Origin of the sequence: Alcanivorax sp. MD8A (genome assembly GCF_002888555.1) — a bacterium.
GTDB lineage: Bacteria > Pseudomonadota > Gammaproteobacteria > Pseudomonadales > Alcanivoracaceae > Alcanivorax.
Genome location: NZ_AQOQ01000002.1, coordinates 196,840 through 215,458 on the forward strand (window position 1 = coordinate 196,840; position 18,619 = coordinate 215,458).

The 18,619-nt window shown below is 61.4% G+C and carries 18 protein-coding genes and 1 tRNA gene; 11 read left to right on the forward strand and 8 right to left on the reverse strand.

Annotated elements, in window-relative coordinates; translation table 11 throughout:
* Window positions 1-149: 149 nt before the first annotated feature.
* Both A15D_RS01945 and A15D_RS01950 read right to left on the reverse strand, forming a co-directional pair.
* A complete protein-coding gene (locus tag A15D_RS01945; RefSeq protein ID WP_102790538.1) occupies window positions 150-848 on the reverse strand; it encodes a DUF4194 domain-containing protein in 699 nt (232 codons plus the stop codon).
* Window positions 814-2,268: a Wadjet anti-phage system protein JetA family protein gene (locus A15D_RS01950; RefSeq protein WP_102790539.1), complete on the reverse strand. Its 1,455-nt coding sequence runs from the start codon at window positions 2,266-2,268 to the stop codon at window positions 814-816. Before A15D_RS01950 ends, A15D_RS01945 begins: the two co-directional genes overlap by 35 nt.
* Before the next feature lie 145 nt (window positions 2,269-2,413).
* On the opposite strand from A15D_RS01950, the gene A15D_RS01955 reads away from it, so the two are divergent.
* The 5 genes from A15D_RS01955 (at window position 2,414) to A15D_RS01975 (ending at window position 6,499) form a co-directional block, all read left to right on the forward strand.
* Window positions 2,414-5,026, forward strand: a complete 2,613-nt coding sequence (locus tag A15D_RS01955) for a YdbH domain-containing protein (RefSeq protein WP_146026829.1) — start codon at window positions 2,414-2,416, stop codon at window positions 5,024-5,026.
* Window positions 5,023-5,214, forward strand: a complete 192-nt coding sequence (locus tag A15D_RS01960; protein WP_102790541.1) for a YnbE family lipoprotein — start codon at window positions 5,023-5,025, stop codon at window positions 5,212-5,214. Before A15D_RS01955 ends, A15D_RS01960 begins: the two co-directional genes overlap by 4 nt.
* An 8-nt stretch (window positions 5,215-5,222) precedes the next feature.
* On the forward strand, window positions 5,223-5,546 hold the full coding sequence (locus A15D_RS01965) for a YdbL family protein (protein ID WP_102790542.1): 324 nt from the start codon (window positions 5,223-5,225) through the stop codon (window positions 5,544-5,546).
* 167 nt (window positions 5,547-5,713) lie between these two features.
* On the forward strand, window positions 5,714-5,965 hold the full coding sequence (locus A15D_RS01970; RefSeq protein ID WP_102790543.1) for a hypothetical protein: 252 nt from the start codon (window positions 5,714-5,716) through the stop codon (window positions 5,963-5,965).
* Between the two features lie 3 nt (window positions 5,966-5,968).
* Window positions 5,969-6,499, forward strand: coding sequence for an AlpA family transcriptional regulator (locus A15D_RS01975; RefSeq protein WP_102790544.1), 531 nt, complete (start codon window positions 5,969-5,971; stop codon window positions 6,497-6,499).
* A 60-nt stretch (window positions 6,500-6,559) separates the two neighbouring features.
* Here A15D_RS01975 and A15D_RS01980 read toward each other — a convergent pair.
* Window positions 6,560-6,636, reverse strand: a tRNA-Arg gene (locus A15D_RS01980).
* A 260-nt stretch (window positions 6,637-6,896) separates the two neighbouring features.
* On the opposite strand from A15D_RS01980, the gene A15D_RS01985 reads away from it, so the two are divergent.
* The 6 genes from A15D_RS01985 to A15D_RS02010 all read left to right on the forward strand — a co-directional run bounded on the left by A15D_RS01985 (window position 6,897) and on the right by A15D_RS02010 (window position 12,787).
* The gene (locus A15D_RS01985) at window positions 6,897-7,226 is read left to right on the forward strand and encodes a multidrug efflux SMR transporter (RefSeq protein WP_102790545.1); all 330 of its coding nucleotides are present in this window, start codon (window positions 6,897-6,899) and stop codon (window positions 7,224-7,226) included.
* Window positions 7,227-7,423: 197 nt separating this feature from the next.
* On the forward strand, window positions 7,424-8,113 hold the full coding sequence (locus tag A15D_RS01990; RefSeq protein WP_102790557.1) for a response regulator transcription factor: 690 nt from the start codon (window positions 7,424-7,426) through the stop codon (window positions 8,111-8,113).
* A 21-nt stretch (window positions 8,114-8,134) separates the two neighbouring features.
* Window positions 8,135-9,244, forward strand: a complete 1,110-nt coding sequence (locus A15D_RS01995) for a FecR domain-containing protein (protein ID WP_102790546.1) — start codon at window positions 8,135-8,137, stop codon at window positions 9,242-9,244.
* 3 nt (window positions 9,245-9,247) lie between these two features.
* On the forward strand, window positions 9,248-11,836 hold the full coding sequence (locus A15D_RS02000) for a CHASE2 domain-containing protein (protein ID WP_102790547.1): 2,589 nt from the start codon (window positions 9,248-9,250) through the stop codon (window positions 11,834-11,836).
* A gap of 139 nt (window positions 11,837-11,975) precedes the next feature.
* Complete coding sequence (locus A15D_RS02005) at window positions 11,976-12,434, forward strand: cytochrome c5 family protein (protein ID WP_102790558.1); 459 nt, start codon at window positions 11,976-11,978, stop codon at window positions 12,432-12,434.
* A gap of 2 nt (window positions 12,435-12,436) precedes the next feature.
* Window positions 12,437-12,787 (forward strand): cytochrome c5 family protein, encoded by a 351-nt coding sequence (locus A15D_RS02010; protein ID WP_233192001.1) that lies wholly within the window; start codon window positions 12,437-12,439, stop codon window positions 12,785-12,787.
* Between the two features lie 107 nt (window positions 12,788-12,894).
* Here the strand turns inward: A15D_RS02010 and A15D_RS02015 are convergent, their stop codons facing one another.
* The 5 genes from A15D_RS02015 to pyk all read right to left on the reverse strand — a co-directional run bounded on the left by A15D_RS02015 (window position 12,895) and on the right by pyk (window position 18,424).
* Complete coding sequence (locus A15D_RS02015; protein WP_102790548.1) at window positions 12,895-14,049, reverse strand: hypothetical protein; 1,155 nt, start codon at window positions 14,047-14,049, stop codon at window positions 12,895-12,897.
* An 18-nt stretch (window positions 14,050-14,067) separates the two neighbouring features.
* Window positions 14,068-14,286, reverse strand: a complete 219-nt coding sequence (locus A15D_RS02020; protein ID WP_022984926.1) for a hypothetical protein — start codon at window positions 14,284-14,286, stop codon at window positions 14,068-14,070.
* Window positions 14,287-14,739: 453 nt separating this feature from the next.
* A complete protein-coding gene (locus A15D_RS02025; protein ID WP_102790549.1) occupies window positions 14,740-15,639 on the reverse strand; it encodes a DegV family protein in 900 nt (299 codons plus the stop codon).
* 160 nt (window positions 15,640-15,799) lie between these two features.
* Window positions 15,800-16,741: a DegV family protein gene (locus tag A15D_RS02030; RefSeq protein ID WP_102790550.1), complete on the reverse strand. Its 942-nt coding sequence runs from the start codon at window positions 16,739-16,741 to the stop codon at window positions 15,800-15,802.
* Window positions 16,742-16,975: 234 nt separating this feature from the next.
* A complete protein-coding gene (gene pyk / locus A15D_RS02035; protein WP_102790551.1) occupies window positions 16,976-18,424 on the reverse strand; it encodes a pyruvate kinase in 1,449 nt (482 codons plus the stop codon).
* Window positions 18,425-18,619: the final 195 nt, after the last annotated feature.

Genomic DNA, 18,619 nt, shown 5'->3' on the forward strand with positions numbered 1-18,619 from the left:
GATCGCGCCGCGAGCGACGCTCCTACGGATGGTGTTGGAGTAAAGATCGCCTGCAGGCAGGCTCCCACAGGGAAAGGCTGGGCTTTCGCGGTGGAACCACCGCTCCCACGGTGGGATGTTTGTTGTGTTTGTAGGGGCGTTGGGGGTGATCATTGTTCGCCCTCGTCTTTTTCTGAGGGTTCTTCGGCGTCGTCGTTGCTGGCTGGGCGTGTGCCTTCGCCGAGGAGCTGGGAGAGCACAGTGTCGGTGACCAGGCTGGTGATGTCCGGGCGGATGGTGAGCCAGGTTTCGTTGTCTTCCAGGCTGTTGTCGCCGTCGCTGCGGATCAGGCGCAGTTGGCGCATGCGGCGGAACAGGGCCTCGCGTTCGGTGCGGCCTTCCGGGAGCGGGCGGCCGAGCAGGTTCTTGCTGGCCAGGTTGATGGCTTCAAGAGGCAGGGTGGCCTGGCCGTGTTCGTCGATCTGGCCGTCGCGCAGGGATTTGTCGTATTCGGCGCGCAGCACCAGGATCAGGGCCACTTCCTGCTGGCTGAGGCGGTTGCGCAGGCCGCTGTTGAAACCGTCTTCGCTGTCCGCTTCGCCGGGGATTTCGGCACCGGGCGGGAACAGTCGCAGGGAGGTGAAGCGGCGCTCATGATGCAGGCGGATGTGCAGCACGCTCAGGTAGTCTTCCACCAGTTCGGGAATCTGCAGGTAGCGATCGTAGAGTTCTGCTTCCTTTTTGCTTTCGCTGCGGCACAGCACGCCGTGATCCAGCAGGCGGATCATCAGTTCCGAGAATTGCGCTTGAGTGACGCCACGGGCGTTGAGGGCTTCACTCAGGGCGTGTTGTAGTGGTGCTTGGCTCATCGTGCTCCAGTTCCAGCAGGAAACCATCACGACGGACGAAGTAGTGTTCATCGGTGATGGGGTCGGTGGGGGTAATGCGCAGGCGGAAGCCGTTGGCGGCGTGGTCGGCGCTGCCCAGTTCGATCACGTGGCTCAGGGCCAGCAGGTCGCGGGCGGTGTTGATGGGCAGGTCGCGGTTGTCGATGCGGCGGCTGGCACCGAGGGCATCGCGCAGGTAATCGCGCAGGGCGCCACCATTGATGTTGAAGGCCTTTTCCAGCAGCTGCTGGGTAGCCAGCTCGCGCAGGGTGGCGGCGTCCGGGTCGTCCAGTTCCACCATGCGGCTGTGCACCACCCGCTGGCTGCGCTGTTCGCGCAGGCGTACCTGGGCGGGATCGATAAAGCCCAGGTGCAGGCTGGCGAGACTGTCGCCGGCGTGTTGTAGACGCGCGTTATAGGTTTCTTCATCCAGCTCCGACAGTTCCTTGCACAGGCCGACGATGTCGTTGTGCTTCTGGCTGTGCAGGTAGCTGAGCTGGCGAATGATGATGTCGGCCCGGCGGGTGAAACCCTGCAGGGTGCGGCGCAGGGCCGGCAGCATGATTTCCGAGGCGTTGCGCATGCGCGTCTCGATGCTGTCCAGCAGCTGGAACAGCACCGAGGCGTCCTGGCTGACGATCAGGTCCGGGGCCAGGCGGCGCAGTTCCTTTTCGGCGTTGGCTTTCCAGGCTTTCGGTTTGCGCTTGATCTGTTCGATGGTGTTCTGAATGCGGTCGCGGTGCTTTTCCACGCTGTCCGCGGACATGCGGATGGCCACGTCCGGCTGGAAGCGTTTTTCCATGAAGTCGAAGAACTGGTCGCTGGCCTGCTGCACCAGTTGTTGCGCTTCCACTTCCTTCACCAGTTCCCGTTTGCGTTCTTCCAGCTCGGCGATGATGTCGGTGAAGTCGGCGATGATGCGCTCGGAATGTTCGTGGGCGTCGAGCAGGTCGTAGACCTCACCGCGATCCACAAAGGCGGCCAGGGCATTGAGGGTGTTGCGGGTGTTGCGGTGGCGGGTGCGCACACTGCGCCCGTCCACTTCCGCCAGGGTCTGGGTGAACAGGCGGCCGGTGCGGCTGAACGGGTAGGTGGACTGGAAGGAGGCTTCGTCCTTGTCCCGCTTCAGCCAGCCGTGCTCCACCAGCAGGTTGAGAATCCAGCCGGCTTGTTCGCGGTTGTTGCGAAAGCGGCCACCGTCTTCGTCGCCGTCCAGCAGCGGTGCCCGTTCCAGGGCTTCGCTGAACACATCCAGCACCTGATCGCGCTTGAGTGATTCGCCGTAGTCCGCCTTGGCGCTGTACAGCCGCTCGTGCAGCAGGCGCAGGCATTCGACCACCTGTTCGCGGTACTTGCCAGTGAGGGGCTTGAAGAATTGGGCGCGCTCGTCGCTGAAAAACATGGCTCGCTTATTGTGGCGTCTTTGGGTGACGTGATGGAGCACAGAAGGCTGTGCAATGGGCCATTTAATCAGGTTGGCGAGGGGGCTCCAAGAGGGAGTTGCCCGGGAGTGACATGAGGGCGATGGCGTAAGGTATTCTTCGGCCATGAGAATGAAGCGCAGGGTGTTGCAGTTAGTGTCTGGCGTGCTGGTCGTGCTGATGGTGTTGGCACTGGCGGGGGCGTTGGCGTTGTATGCCATGGGTCTGCGGGTCAGTGGGCTGAGCTGGCAGCAAGGGTTGCTGGTGTCGCAATGGCGCTGGCAGCCACAGGACTGTGTGCAGTGGCAGGGCGAGAACCTGCGGCTCGACGGGCTTTGGCCGCTGCGGGTACGGCTGTCTACATTGCAAGGCAGGGCGTGCCCGGATGAGCAGGCATCCGATGCGACAACGGTGCAGGGCTTTCCTGATGGGCTGCCCTGGACGCCGCCGTTTGATGTGACGGTTCACCAGCTGGATTTGCCCGTTGTCAGTGAGTGGCCGCTGCCCACGCTGGCGTTGTCCGTGCGGCAGCGGCACCAGCAGTGGCAGCTGGGGGTGTGCAGTCTCCAAAGCTGTGTACAGGCCTCTTATGGCCAGCAGGACGGGTTGTGGCGGGCCTCGGGGGACGGTCAGTTGGGCGAATGGCTTGCGCAGGTGCGTGGCCGTTGGCAATGGCAGGGGTCGGGAACCTGGCAGGGCACACCGCGGGGGCAGTTGTCGGTGATGCTGTCCGATGTCGGACGGGTTGAGGGTGAGGCCTCTGCCAATGTATCGCTGGACGGCGACTTTGTCGGGGAGGGCTGGCGACTGCGCGCGGCGTTGAGTGAGCCACTGCCGTTGATGCCCGGGTGGTGGCTGGAAGGCGGTCACCCCAGCGTGCTGCAGGGCGAGGGCGCGACACTGACCGCCATGGACGCCGATCTTCGGATGACGACCCCGCACGGTGAGGCTCGCCTGCAGGCCCGTTCCGATGCCCGGCAAGCGGCGACCGGGCAGGGTGCGCTGACCTTGTCGGGGCCGGCACTGGATGGCCGGTTGGCGTTTGTCTGGCAGGATCGAATGCTGACACTGCCCCCCACCACGTTAACCCTGCCCGACGGGATCTTGGTCACGCTGCCATCAGCCCTCTCGATTCCGATGGCCCTCAACGGCGAGGCCGTGCTGCCGCTTCAGGTGGGCTATCAGGGCTTGCAGTTGCAAACGAAAGCGAGCCAGTTGCGATGGCAGGGAGCGGATTGGCTCTGGGCGGGGGCGTTGGCGTTACAAGGCCGCTGGAACGGGTATCAGGTGACGGGCCAGTGGGAGGGGGAGGCGACACCGCGGTGGCTGGCCGGGAAGCCCCTGCGGCTGACGATTGCCCAAGGGGAGGATCAGCTGAACGTGTCGTTGCCCGTAGAGGGGATGCCGTTGGTGCCGGAGCAGGGAACCGCGACGGCGAAGGGCCAGTGGCACGGCTATCCCGTGCAGGCGGCGCTGCAGTTTGCCCGTGGCGAGACGGGCTGGCAGGGCTCGCTGTCCGGGCAATCCCGGGTGGTGGCCTTGGATCATGGTGGCAAGCTGGAGGCCCGCGTGCCTTGGCGGTGGCAAGGGAGCGTCTTGCATGTGCAACCCGGAGCTCAGCTGCGGATTGATCAGGGGCTGGTTGGCCAGACGCTGCTGCGGCCGGTGACGGTGAGCACCCGTCAGGGGTTGGTGCTCGATGAGCAAGGAATGAGAGGGGCGCTTCAGGTCCAGGCCGACGGGTTGGCAGCGGCACGCTGGCAGTTACCGCGCGTTAAGGGCGAAGCGACCCTGAAAGGGAATCAGGGTCAGGCGCATTTCACCATCGATGACTGGAAGACCGCGTTGAGTGTGGACGGGACCCTGGAGGGCGGTGGTGCCCGTGGCTCTCTGCAGCTGAATGGCGCTTTGGTGCCCGCCATGGGGCAGGGCCTGGGCATGACACCGACGGCAGGGCAGTTCCAGGGCGACGGCCGTTGGCAGTGGCAACAGGGCGTCAGTGTAGAGGGGGAGCTGGCGCTGGCCGATGGCGAGGTGGCCTGGGGCAGTGTGGAAGGTCGCGGGCTCGACGGGCTTCTGGCCGTGGGCTACGAGGACGGCGCGCCCTGGCTGGCAAGTCGCGGGCCGGTGACAGTGCAGACGCTGGACGTCGGTACGCCCATCATCAACCTGACGTTCGCGCTGGAGGGAAATCTGTCCCGCTGGCATTTCCGCGATGTCAGGGCTGATGTGCTGGGCGGGTCGCTGGTGGCGCCGGCACTGGATTGGCCATCGGATCAGGTGCAGCCGGTGGTGATCAGCCAGATTGACCTGCAACAGGTGGCGGCCCTGCAGGCCAGTCCGGCGGTCAGCCTGGCGGGGCGTATCGGTGGTTATGTGCCCTTGCAGCTGGGCGAGGACTTTCTGGTGGTGGAGCAGGGGCGGTTGGCCAATGAAGGGCCCTTGATGCTGCGTGTGCCGCCCTCGCAGAGTGTGCAGGCCATGGCCCAGTCCAATCAGGCGGTGCAGCTGGCGTTGGACAGCATCAGCCATTTGCAGATTCCGGATTTTCAGGCGCGCATGACCATGGACCGAGAGGGCTGGCTGGATGCGCAAATGACCCTCAAGGGCGTGAATCCGGAGAGAAAAAACCTGCCGGTGGTGTTTAACTACACCCACCGGGAGAATCTTCTGGCCTTGCTGCGCAGTCTGCGCATCGGGGAGGAAATTACCCAACAACTGCGCACGGAGAAGCAATGATGCGACTACTCTCGTTGGGTGTGGTGATGGCCTGTTGTCTATTGGCCGCCTGCACGCCCACCGTGGCCCTCAAGGCCCCGGAAGAGCCGATCACCATCAACCTCAACGTCAAGATTGATCATGAGATCCGCCTGAAGGTGGAAAAGGATATTGATCAATTGTTTGGCGACGACAGCGACTTGTTCTAGGAGTGATGATGAAGACAGTGAAAATGCTGATTGCGATGATCGCGCTGCTGGCCAGCATGGCCGCCTATGCCCTGGATCTGGACGGTGCCAAAGGGCAGGGTCTGGTGGGGGAGCAACCGGACGGGTATCTGGGTGTGGTCAAGGCGACCCCTCAGGCGGTGGAGCTGGTCTCTGATATCAACGCCAAGCGTCGCGATGCTTATGAGCGGATTGCCCGCCAGAATGGCATTACCCTCGATCAAGTGGCGCGCCTGGCCGGGCAGAAAGCCATCGAGAAAACGGCCGCAGGCCATTACGTCAAAACCCCCGGTGGCCAGTGGGTGACCAAGTAGCGGGAGGTGTCGTCTGTGGTGATGCGCTATTGTGCTACAAGCGCTGCCGCTTCTGGCTGACGGACATTGCGGCTGACACAGGTTAGCCTGCTTCTCTGCCTTGTATAACCAAAAAGGTTGTCAGTTGACAACCTTTTTGGTTATTGTCTGACGAGTGGAGAGGCTGAATGTCGAGGGATCGGCACAGCAAAAAAGAGGTAGAGGCGGCGCTGGCGTATGCAGAATCCATGGGGTGGCGTATCGAGAAAGCCACCGGTCATGCTTGGGGTCGCCTCTATTGTCCTTTCAATAATCGCCAATGCCGCTGCGGTGAGTTTTGTGTGATCAGTATCTGGAGCACCCCGAAAAACCCGGGGAATTTCGCCAGGCAAATTCGCCGAGTAGTGGATAATTGCCGCGGTGAAGCGGAGGTAAACTGAACAATGCAGGAATATGAATTTGAGCTGAAATACGCTGTGCCTGCCGGTTTGACTCTTGAGATGATTGAGCACCGCCTGTTTGAAGGGGGCTGCGATGACGCCCTGCCGGGTGTGGGGCAAAAAGGGCGATTGGCGCTGGCCTTTCATCGCAATGCCAGCTCTGCACAACGCGCGGTGAACAGTGCGCTGCGTGATGTTGGTCATGCCTTGCCAGAACTGCGGTTGGTTGAGGTGGGGCCTGATTGGGTTGGGGTTTCGGAGGTGGCGGGCCTGTTTGAATTTAGCCGCCAATATATGCTCAAACTGATCAACCAGAATCAAGAGACCTTCCCGTTACCGTTGCACGAAGGCAAGGCCGCTCTGTGGCACCTGGCAGAGGTATTGGCCTGGTTTGTGGAGTATCAGGGTCGTACTGTGGATGCGAGCCTGTGTGATGTGGCGGCATTTACCCGTGTGTTCAATATTGCCCGTGAGTTTCGTGGGCTGAACGACGCGCAGAGAAGGCAGGCGGTAAGGTTGGCAGAAGCGGGCTAGGGAGCCTCTGAATCACAAAAAAGGGGCCTCCCGTACAGGAGGCCCCTTTCTTTGGGGATATGGCACGCCCGAGAGGATTCGAACCTCTGACCTTTGCCTCCGGAGGGCAACGCTCTATCCAGCTGAGCTACGGGCGCAAAACACATTATGAAATTAGGGTTGCACGGGCAGGGGTAGCATCCTGTTACCCGGGCCGTGCAGCTGGAACTTGGGGGATCCAACGGGCGCGAATGATAGCCGGTTGTGGCGGTGGCGTCCATGGATGGGGTGCATTGCCCGGCGGGTTGGCTATAATTCGCGCTGCACCCATCTGGTGCAATGTCTTCTCAGGCTGCCTCTTTCGGGTTTCCGGCGGTTCTGGTTCGTTGCTGAGCCCGGTTTTGCGCTGGAGAAGCCAATGAATATGTATTGGGTGGTACTGCTGCTGGCAGTGATTGTGGAAATTGCTTGGGCGCTGAGTCTCAAGTGGATTCAGATGAACCCCGGCGTGGCGTCCATCGGCACCTCGCTGGTGCTTACCGGGCTGAATATGTTGATGCTGTCCTATGCCATGCGCGGTATTCCGGTGGGCACGGCATATGCAGTATGGACAGGGTTGGGTGCCGTGGGCATTACCGTGATTGGCATTGTCTGGTTCAAGGACCCTGCCCAACTATCGCGCCTGTTGTTCATGGGCCTGATTATCGTGGGTGTGGTGGGGCTGAAGTTGACGGCGCGATCGGCGTAGCGCTTTTGTTGCCCCTGTGAAACGGCTCGCAGCGTAGCGGAATAAGGAGAGGGAAACCGGTTGAGGTATCGCTTTATTGATGGCGGCATTTTACAATCTTTTCCCGCTAACTCTTTGATAACCCTGTAGCCTTTACCGGCGTTAGCGCTCAGAAAGGAAGCGCGAAGCGACAGGTGAATGGGCAAATGGAGACAACCGTGCGCATTGCATATCTGGAAGATGACATGGCCCAGGCCGAGCTGGTGACCCACTGGCTGCAGGAGGCCGGGCACAACTGTATTCATTTGGCCAACGGTCGGGATTTCATGTCCCTGCTGCGCCGCGACACCTTCGATATTCTGGTGCTCGATTGGGAAGTGCCAGACATGAACGGTTATGCCGTGCTGGAAGAGGTGCGCGCCAGCGGAAACCAGACGCCGGTGCTGTTTGCCACCCAGCGTGATGATGAGTCGTCCATTGTCGGGGCGCTGTCCCAGGGAGCAGATGACTACATGGTGAAGCCGACCAAGCAAGCGGAATTGCTGGCCCGGATTACTGCCCTAGGGCGCCGGGCAGGGGTAGCGGAAATGGATGAAGAAAAGGCGCTGACAGTGGGGCCCTGGGTGGTAGATCGTGCCCGCCGGCAGATTCTGCTGGATGAAGACCCGGTGAAACTCACCGACAAGGACTATGAGCTGGCCAGTTATCTGTTCCAGAATGTGGGTAAGCTGATGAGCCGCGCCCACCTGTTGGAGAAGGTCTGGGGTATCATGACCCCCATCGAGTCACGGACCGTGGATGTGCATATCAGCCGTATCCGTCGCAGCCTTCATATTCGTCCGGAGCGTGGTTATCGTATCAAGACGGTTTATCAGCACGGCTACCGTCTGGAGCCTGTCGAAGAATAAGTCATTACAAGGAAGCACACTATGAGGGTCTGGTTGGGGATAGCCGCCCTGCTGTGGCTGGGGCTCTCCCCGGCGGCGCAGGCCAGTGAGGACTGGCACTACACACTCCGCCCCGGCGACTCTCTTTGGAAAGTGTGCTTGCGTTTTGCCCAGCAACCCGACGCCTGTTGGCGCGAGCTGGCTGGCCATAACCAACTTGCCGACCCCCATGCCCTGCGCCCGGGCGACACCCTTCGGGTTCCCATCGACTGGCTCAAGGAAAAGCCTATCCCAGCGCGGCTGGAAGCCGTCACCGGGGAAGTGATGCTGTACCCTGCCGCGGGCGGAACCCCGCGTCCTGTCAGTACCGGTGACGTGGTGCAATTCGGTGATGCCCTGGAAACCGGGGCCGATGGCAGTGCCCGCATTCATTTTGCCGACCAGTCCGATGTGTTGCTGAAGCCGTCCAGTCTGCTGGTGGTGACCCGCTACCGGCGTTTTCTCGATCAGCCCGGTGAGCGCACTGAGCTGCGCCTGGAGCGCGGCAATATCCGTAACCGTGTGACGCCGCTGACCAGTGATGAAGCCTCGTTCGAGGTCTATACCCCGGGCGCGGTGGCGGCGGTGCGCGGCACCGAATACTACCTGGGTGTGGATGGTGCCGAGACCACCCGTAACGAAGTGATTAGCGGTCAGGTGGATGTGGGCGCCCGCGGCACCACCCGTGAAGTGGAAGGGGGCTTTGCGACCTTGGCCCAGGTGGATGAGCCGCCGATGGCGCCGGTGCCGTTGTTGCCTGCCCCCACCGTTGAGCTGACCGTCAGCCATACCGGTGCGGTGGCGGTTTGGCCAACCCAGGCAGAGGCTGACCATTACTGGGTGGAGTGGTACCAGCAGCCGGACAACCGTTTGCTGGGCCAGCAGCGCCTGGACACCGGGCACTGGCAGCAGGACCTGCCAGTGGGCGAGTACCGTTTGCTGGTGCGTGCGGTGGATGGCCACGGCCTGCGTGGGCATGAAAACTGGCGCGATATCGTGGTGACCCCGGCGCCACCGCCTCCACCTCCGGAGCCGCCTGCCCCGCCGGAAGAAAAGCGCCGTTGGGATCTGTGGGTGTTTGTCGGGGCGGCCGCCGTGCTGCTGGCCCTGTAATTCATGCGCGTTCGCCTGAGCCCGGATCATCGTCGCTACCTCGCTGAGCACCTGTCGGTGCTGTTTCTGGTGGCGGCACTGAGTGTGCTGCTGAGCATTAGTGGCGCTCTGTCGTTTGTCGACCGCTATATCTACGACAACCTGCTGCATACCCTTCCGGATGAACCCGCCAGTGATCTGGTGATTGTCGGCATTGACGAATACAGCCTGCGCGAAGTGGGTCGATGGCCCTGGGACCGCAAGGTGCATGCTGACATCATCAACCGGCTGACCGAGATGGGCGCCCGGGCGGTGCTGATGGATTTGATCCTGTCAGAGCCGGACCGCAACAACCCTCAATCGGATCTGGCGCTGGTGCAGGCCATGGCCGCCAATGGCCATGTCTACCTGCCTGTGCATGTGGAGCAGTTGCGTGCCGGGGGGCAGTTGATTGAAGTGTTGCCGTACTCGCCGTTTGCCCGCGCCGCGGCGGGCTTGGGGCATGTGGATCTTGAGCTGGATGCCGATGGTGTGGCCCGTTCGGTGTTCATGCGTTCCGGCATTGGCCAGGCCTGGTGGCCGCACATCACCCAGACCCTGCTGGTGCAGGAAGGCATGCTCTCCGAGCAGTTGTTCCCGGCCGACAAGGGCGAAGAGTTTTCCGGGTTGGCCAATGTGCGCCGTTACCATCGGCTCATCCCCTTCGTGAATGGCCCCAACAGCTACCCGCAGGTCTCTGCGGTGGAGTTGCTGGAAAACCTGATTCCGGAGCAACTGATCCGCGACAAGATTGTGTTGATCGGCGCCACGGCGGCGGGGCTGGGCGATATGTTGCCCACCCCCATGGGAAACAGTGGCGAGTTGATGGCCGGGGTAGAGATCAATGCCAATTTGCTGGACGCGTTGCGTGAAGACCGCCTGATCCGTGACCTGGGCAAGCCCAGTGCCTTGGTGCTGGGCGCGCTGCTGGCATTACTGGCGCCGTTGTTGTTGCCGTTCGTGCTGCCGCGCTGGTCGATCCCGCTGGTGGCGGGAATCATGGGCGCGTGTCTGCTGGTGAGCATGGTGCTGCTGATTACCCTGCGGCTGTGGTTCCCGCCGGCACCGGCCATGGTGGCGGCATTGATGGCCTACCCGTTGTGGACCTGGCGGCGTCTGGAATATTCCCTGTCCTACATGCGCAACGCGCTGGAGCGGTTGTCGGGATACAGCGACCTGAACCAGCGTCTTACCCGTGCCTCTTCCCTTCAGCAGATGGCGAATATGCTGGACACGGTGATGCCGGTGAAAGCCTGGCGGCTGCAGGGTGGCGACGCGCCCTTGCGCGGTGGTGACCGGTTGCCGGCCTCGGGCTGGAAAGGGGCATTGGCGCGCCAGTATCGTTTCCGGCATGAAGGCAAGCGCTATGAGCTGGATGTGGTGTGGAAGCAGGCGCTGGATGCCGATACTTACGATTACTGGGTGCGGGCCATGCTGGTGCGGGTGCGTTCGCATCAGCCGTTGGCGGGGCCGCGCTACGAGGTGCTGGAAAACCATATCGAGCGCCTGCAGCGCGAAGAAGAACGTCAGGAGGCGCTGACCCGCTTCTTCCAGGTCACTCTGGCGCAAATCCGTGAAGGGGTGGTCATCGCCGATGCCTGTGGGGTGATTGTCTACGCCAACCCCCAGGCGGCGTTGTTGCTGGGTATCGACATGGGGACGCTGGATAGCGGCCAGTCCCTGGTGACCGATCTGGGCCGTGAGCTGGAGCTGCGTGAGCGCAGCTGGGATGTGCTGTTACGCCAGACCCTGGCCGAGGGGCGTAGCCAGCTGGAATGCCGTAACCGCCAGGGCGCTGACCTGTATCTTGATATGCTGCTGGTGCACGCCGGGGACAACCCCGGCCGCATGATGATCCTGTCGTTCAAGGATATTTCCGAGGTCAAGCAGGCCCTGCGCGCGCGTTCAGAGATGCTCGATTTCCTGTCCCATGACCTGCGCTCACCCATGGTCTCGGTATTGGCGCTGACGGAAAAAATGCGAGAGGACAGCAACCCGGATCTGCCGGCGTTTCTGGATAACGTGCAGCACTACGCCCAGCGTAACCTGAGTATTGCCGAGCAGTTCCTGCAGTTGGCCCGGGTGGAAGCGGTAGAAACCGTGGAGCTTAACGAACAAGACATGCTGGACGTGGTAGAAAGTGCCATCGACCTGGTGCAAATTCAGGCGCACCAGCGGGGCATCGCGCTGCGCTTCGATTACGACCCGGAGCAGGATGTCTGGGTGCTGGGCAATAACGAATTGCTTGAGCGATTGGTGGTCAACCTGTTGACCAACGCAATCAAGTACAGCCACGAAGGCAGCTCGGTGGATGTGCGTCTGTTTGCGGATGGCAACGAGGTCTGTTGCGAGGTCCGTGACCGTGGGGTGGGGATTCCTGAAGAATTCCAGTCGCAGCTGTTCCAGCGCTTCAGTCGTGCCAGTACCAGTGGTGGTGCCCGGACTCGCGGTGCCGGGATGGGGCTGCGTTTCGTGAAGGTCGTCACCGAGCGTCATGGCGGCGATATTCAGGTGCAAAGTCAGGTGAATCAGGGGAGTCGCTTCCTGCTGCGCCTGCCCCGTGTCGAGCTGTAATCCGGCGAGCTGACCGGGATTGCCGCCGGGGATGAGATCCGGTTTTGTCCCTACGGCTTGAGCGGGTATAATCGCCAACCGCAGCCGTAGCGCTTACTGCGGCGACTCACAGAACAATAGAGGTGTAATCGTGAAAAAGATGCTGACCGCCAGCCTGGTACTGGTTGCCGCCCTGTTCGCCGCCGGCAATGTGGCTGCCAAGAGCACCAAGGAAATCTCCCCTTACCCGCTGGGTGAGCGCTCTGTATTCAGCGATCGTGCCACTGCCGAGCGTATCAAGCCGGTAGGTTCTGTGTGTGTAGAAGGCGAAGAATGCGGCACTGCGGCGGCTGCCGGTGAAGAAGTGGCCAGTGGCCCGCGCTCCGGTGAAGAAGTCTACAACGCCTCCTGTAACGCCTGTCATGGCGCTGGCGTGGCGGGTGCACCGAAAACCGGTGATGCGGGTGCCTGGGCATCGCGTATTGCCCAAGGCGAAGCGACCCTGGTCAAGCACGCCATCGAGGGTTTGAATGCCATGCCGCCCAAGGGCATGTGCATGACCTGCTCTGACGACGAGATCAAGGCGGCCGTGGAATTCATGGTCGAGAAGAGCAAGTAACGTTGAAACGTCTGTTCGCACTGCTGCCAGTATTGTTACTGGCAGCCTGCTCCGACAGTGACGCCCCGACTGCCGCTGCTGCCACCCAGGCAGAGCCGCGCAGCGGGGCGTTGTTGTATCGGCAATTTTGTGTGACCTGCCACGGCAGTGGTATTGCCGGTGCGCCCATGGTCGGCAAGGAAAACCGCCTGTACTGGTCCCACGAAGTGGAAGAAGAAGGGTTTGAGACCCTGGTGCAGGAAGCCATCAACGGCGTTAACGCCATGCCTCCCCGCGGCAATTGCTTTGATTGCAGCGACGAAGAAGTCCGCAACGCCGTGATTCACATGCTGCAGCTCAGCGGCGCCAAATAACGTTTTCCTGGTTAAGTTTCCGCTTCCGCCCAGACAGTGCGGCATTACTGCCGTGTATCTGTGTGGGCGGGAGCGGTGGTTCGGGGACCTTGATGGTCGTGCGCAGATCAGCCGATCTGCGCTTTCAGGACCTCGATTTCATGGGCATCACTGTTGCGCTCGGCAAACGCCTGCCATTGACTGGCGGCGTGGCCTTGAATCGCCTGTGCCAGGCGAGCGACATCACTGTCCGGCAGATGCCCGAAGAAACCCAACAAATGGCTGTCATGGGCGTGTTCCAGGGCGTTGGCCAGCGCTGCTGGCTGATGCTCGACCAGTACATCCAGCGCCGGGGTCAGATGGGCCTGGTCCAGCAACGGGATCAGAGTGAGGAACTCGTCCCAGCTGCCTTCTGCGGCAACGGTGCCTACCAGGCTCTCCATCACCTTTGCTTCCTGCAGTTTGGCCAGGTTTACCACCACCTGCTGATGCGAGTTGTCCATGGCATTCACGGCCTGTAGCAGGTTGGTCCACAGGGCTTGCTCACTGGCCACATCGAGAATGTGGTTGAGCACGGTTTCGCCCTGTTCGGCGACCATGTTGCCCATCCGGCCCCGCAATTCGGTGTTCAGATAGCCATTCAGTGAGAGTACGGCTGGCCACAGCTGCTGGTCGGTGGCCGCTTGCAGGGTGGCCCGTTGCTGCGCTTCGCTGAGCAGCCCAAGCAGGGTATCCAGCTTGCTCTTGTCTTCCAGATAGAGCGCAATCTTCACCATGGCTTCGCCGTCGTTGACGGTGGCGGTGATGGCTTGCAGGGCGGAGGGTTTGATCACTGCCACGAAGCGGGCCAGGGTGATGTGTTCCCCCATGGCCAGCAGGGTCTGCGCGACCCGCGCCACGATCTTGTCGGGCATGGCGGCAAGCAGATCGCGTGACTGGGAGGGCTCCAGGTGAATGCAGAGCTTGGCGAGGAAGTCATCGGGCAGTTTGTCGGAAAGCTTGATGGCGCGTTCCGCTGGCAGCTCTGAGGCTATACCCGCGGCCAGTACGGACCCCAGCACCGTGGTGGCAAGCTTGGCGCTGGCGCCGGTCGGTACCAGTTTGCTGATGCCGGCCAGACGCTGGTAGCTGTCCTGGTGCTGGGCGTAGAAGAAGCTGGAAACGGTGTTGCGGAACTGGGCCAGCTGATCAAGATTCTGGCCGTCGAGAAAATCGAGGCTGCCTTCGTCACTTTCAAGAAGGCGGCTGAGCTTGAGCAGTTCTGCCCGGGTTTCAATATGCATGTGACGTCTCTCCAGGGCTTAACCGAACAGCATTTTTTTCACCGGGCGACGGAACGGCCCGGGCACCACGTTCAGGGCATTGTTCATGGCCTTTTCTACGCGGGCGTCTTTGGTTTGCAGGGCGGCCAGAACGCTGGCGGCCAGTTGCTCCGCCTGGTCGGCGGGCAGGGACTCGATAAAGGCCAGTGCCTCGGCGGGCAGGCCCTTGGCTTTCAAGGTACTGATGGAATCAGACATGGTTCCTCCTTGGGGCTGCCCGTGCCGGTGGGCGGGGGCAGAAAATCGGGGCCGTTACTATGCCAGTATCCCCGGAGGTTGCCATTGCCGAAAAGCCGGGCCGCGCTGGCGCTCAAGAAAGCGGGCGCGGCCTGCAGGCAGGGTCAGGTAACGTCAGGTTGCGTGCTGATAAAGCCCACATTAACGGCACCGGGGCCTAGGGAGCCTCTGAATAACTCCTTGCATGCTCAGCGTGACCTGGAGCGTGCAGCTGTTGTGTCTTGACTCGACGGTAAGGGTGGTTCCCTTTCCTAGAGGCAAGGCGCAGCAGATGTGCGCTCCAGGCCGCGCCCTTCGGGTCTTCCAGGCTGGCCCACACTCGTTGTTGCGCTTTCTCGATGGATGGACATACACGCTTCAAAAGCGCGCCTAGATTGTGAGCCAGCCTGAAAGACTGAGCACGCAAGGAGTTATTCAGAGGCTCCCTGGGTTGACTCCACCGGTGAGGCTCATACCGGTGGTGAGCAATTGCACGTCGTGTTCTGTGGCGCAGGCAGCCAGTTCGCTGAAGCCGGGCAAGTGAGGGATGTGGTTCTGGTCGCCCGCATAGCTGACGCAAATCACCGGTTCTTCCAGGCCCTCGCGAATACAGTGCTGCACATGGCTGAACATCTTGAGGATGGCAGCGTCGTAGCCGCGGACTTTGGCCACGGGGAAGGAGTCGCCATGACGGGCACACAGGATGGGTTTGATATCCAGTGCGCTGCCCAGTTTGGCACTGAGCCAGCTGACGCTCTTGTCACCTTTCTTGCTGGCTCGCTTCTGGACGTAAAAAAGATCGTCCACGACCGCGTAACCCGTTGATAGCGGCACGAGTTCGTTAACACGGTTTCGGATCTCGCTGATGCGCATGCCGGAGCGGATCAGGTTCATGGTGGCGGCTGCCAGAACGCCCTGGCCACAGAACAAGGTGCGGCTGTCGGTGACGCGCAGGGCAAAGGGGCCTTCCACGCCAGCCTGACTGCGTACGGCCTTGTAGTCCTGCAAAATGGCATGGGATGCGCGGGTGGCGTTGTGGAACATGGGGCTGCGGCTGTCTGGCAGGGTTTGTACCAGCGCGTAGTCGTAGCGGGTGACGATCCGTTCCAGAAAAAATTCCCGAAAAGCGTCCACATCCAGCGGGACCGATTCCGCATCATGGCCTTTGTCTAGCCGCTTGTCGGCATAGAAGGCCTGGCGGGTGTCAGGGTTGCGGTCGTCGACCACATGCTCATCACCAATGCGTAAGGTGATGGGTAAAACCTGAATATGGTGTTCTTCAATATAGTGGTCGGGCAGATCGCAGGTCGCGTCCACCACCAATCCGATTTTCATGGTGCTCTCCCGTTGTAGCGTTAAGGTGCGCAATGTGTGCCGTTGTTATTGTTTTGGTCGGCTCTTTTTTGGTGCGCGCAGATATCGTAGCAAGAACGGGATCACAGAAAAGCGTTGCCGCCAGACCGGCGGCAGGTAAGTGGCGACAGAAGACGGGTGTTTAATGCAGGGGTTCCTGGGCAGTGATGAAGCCAACACTGATCGCGCCAGGCCCGATGTTGACCCCACCGGTGAGCCCCATGTGGCTGACCAGTAGTTCCACCCCGTGTTGCTCGGTGGCGGCCTTGAGGGCATCAAAGCCTGGCATCTGGTACACGGCCTCGGGGTCGCCGGCATAACTGACGCAGACAATGGGAGTGAGCAGCCCGTCTTCTACGCAGGCTCGGGCATGCTGGAACATCTTGTCTACCGCTGCATCAAAGCCACGAACCTTCGCGACCGGGAAGGTCTGGTCCTGACGGGCGCAGAGGATGGGTTTGATATCCAGTGCGGAGCCCATCAGGGCACCAACGAAGCCAACACTCTTGTCGCCTTTCTTGCGCGCTCGCTTGTGCACGTAGTAGAGGTCTGGCACTACCGCATAGCCGGTCGTGCACGGGGTTAGATCACTGATGCGCTGGCGGATATCGCCCACTTTCATGCCGCTGTTGATTAGCCGCATGGTTTCGGCAGCCAGCACGCCCTGACCGGCGAACAAGGTCTGGCTGTCACTGACCCGGATGCGAAAGGGCCCTTCCCGGCCGGCGGCTTCGCGGTACTGGCGGTAATCGCCGAGAATCGCATGGGCCGCTTCGGTGGCGTTGTCGAAAATGGGGCTGCGGCTTTTGGGTACCGTTTGCACCAGCGCATAATCGAAGTTGCCGACGGCCTCTTTCAGCAGCAGGGTGCGGATCTGTTCGACGCTGGGCGGTGCGGTTTCGGCATCGTGATTCTTGTCGACTTCGTGGCGAGTATAAAAGTCGCGAGCCCGCTGCGGATCGCGGTCATCCACATAGATTTCCTTGCCGATCCGGATGGGTACCGGCAAGACCAGAATATTGTTGGCATCAATATAGTCTTTGGGCAGATCGCAGCCCGAATCCACAACCAGACCGATTTTCATTGTTATACGCCCTGCTTTGCACAGTGGGTGGGGAGCCGCGGGTGGCTCTCCCGAGCGCGGCTCCGTGTTCTGTCAGATTCACCTTGAGTCTAGAACGGCCGTACTGTTACTGGCGTCTTGTTGCGTATGGGAATGGTGTAGGAATGTTAAGGCGTTATTCGGAGAGTCTATAAAAATCAGGGGCGTCGCGCGACGCCCTGTGATTGCCTGCAAGGCAGAAGACAAAAGCGGGGGCTACTGGATGTTGCCGCCCACTTCCACAATCTTGAGGGTGTTGGTGCCGCCATGGGCGTCGGCGTAGTTGCCTTTGGTTATCAGCACCCGGTCACCGGTTTTTACCACGCCCAGGTTTTCCAGTATGGCGACGGCCTGCCGGTTGACGGTGTCGCTGGGCAGGGCCGTACTGTCGAACGGCACTGCACGCACCCCGCGCAGGATCGCGACCCGGCGCTGGGTGGCGGGGTAAGGCGTAAAGGCAAAGATGGGAATGCCGGAGCGCAGTCGGGACATCAGTCGCGGCGTGTTACCGGTTTCGGTCATGGCGATAATGGCGGCCACGTTGCTGAGCCGGTTGGCCGCCTGCATGGCGGCCATGGCAATCACTTCGTCAATGTTGTCGGCGCTGTTATGGATCGGCCGGTCGCTACGGCGCTCCTGCCAGGTCCGTTCGGCCCCGCGGATGATGCGGTCCATGGCCTGCACGGTTTCTTTGGGGTAATCCCCCACGGCAGTTTCGGCAGAGAGCATCACCGCATCGGTGCCGTCGAGCACCGCGTTGGCCACATCGGAGACTTCCGCACGGGTGGGCTGCGGGCTGTGGATCATGGATTCCATCATCTGGGTGGCGGTGATCACGAAGCGATTGAGCGCACGGGCACGGCGGATAATGTGTTTCTGTACGCCGACCAGTTCGGCATCGCCAATTTCCACGGCCAGATCTCCGCGGGCCACCATGACCCCGTCGGAGGCCTCGATGATGGCATCGAGGGTGTCGTCGTCGGCCACCGCTTCGGCCCGCTCTATCTTGGCAACGATGCCCCCCTGGCCACCGGCGTTGCGGTAGTGCTTGCGGGCTTCTTCCACATCGCGGGCATCCCGGGGAAAGGAGAGCGCCAGATAATCCACTTCCATCTCGGCCGCGGTAATGATGTCGGCAAGGTCTTTCTCGGTCAGGGCGCGGGCGCTGAGGCCTCCCCCTTTGCGGTTAACGCCCTTGTGGTCCGACAGTTCGCCGCCTACCAGTACCGTGCAGCTGACCCGGGTGCCTTCGATGTCGGTGACTTCCAGTTCCAGCAGGCCGTCGTTCAGCAGTAGCACATCGCCGGGCTGGCAATCGTGGGGAAGGGGTGGGTAGCTGACGCCCACCTGTTGCGTGTCGCCGGCATTGTCATCCAGCGCCGTGTCCAGTGCGAAGGCCTGCCCGGTTTGCAGCTGAATGGGGCCATCGCGGAATTTGCCGATGCGAATCTTGGGCCCCTGCAGGTCTGCAAGGATGGCGACATGTTCCTGACGCTTTTCCGCGCAACGGCGAATGGTGCTGGCGGTCTCGCGGTGGGTGTCGGCGCTGCCGTGGGAAAAGTTCAGGCGGAAAACATTCACGCCGGTGGCAATCAGGGTATCGAGCATGGACTCGGGGGAGGAGGCGGGGCCGACAGTGGCCACGATTTTGGTGCGACGTGTCATTCAGCTATCCATTGGCGATTTTTCTGGAGCATAACACGGCTATGCGATGGATCGGTGACAGGGGGCGGTTGGCGAGCGATACGGTGCCAGACAGAAACCACGGCAAGTCGCGAACAAGCCAAACAGAAAGGTTTATCGCGGATGCCCGATTTAAGGCGCTCTCCTGTCCGTAGGAGCGTCGCTGGCGGCGCGATC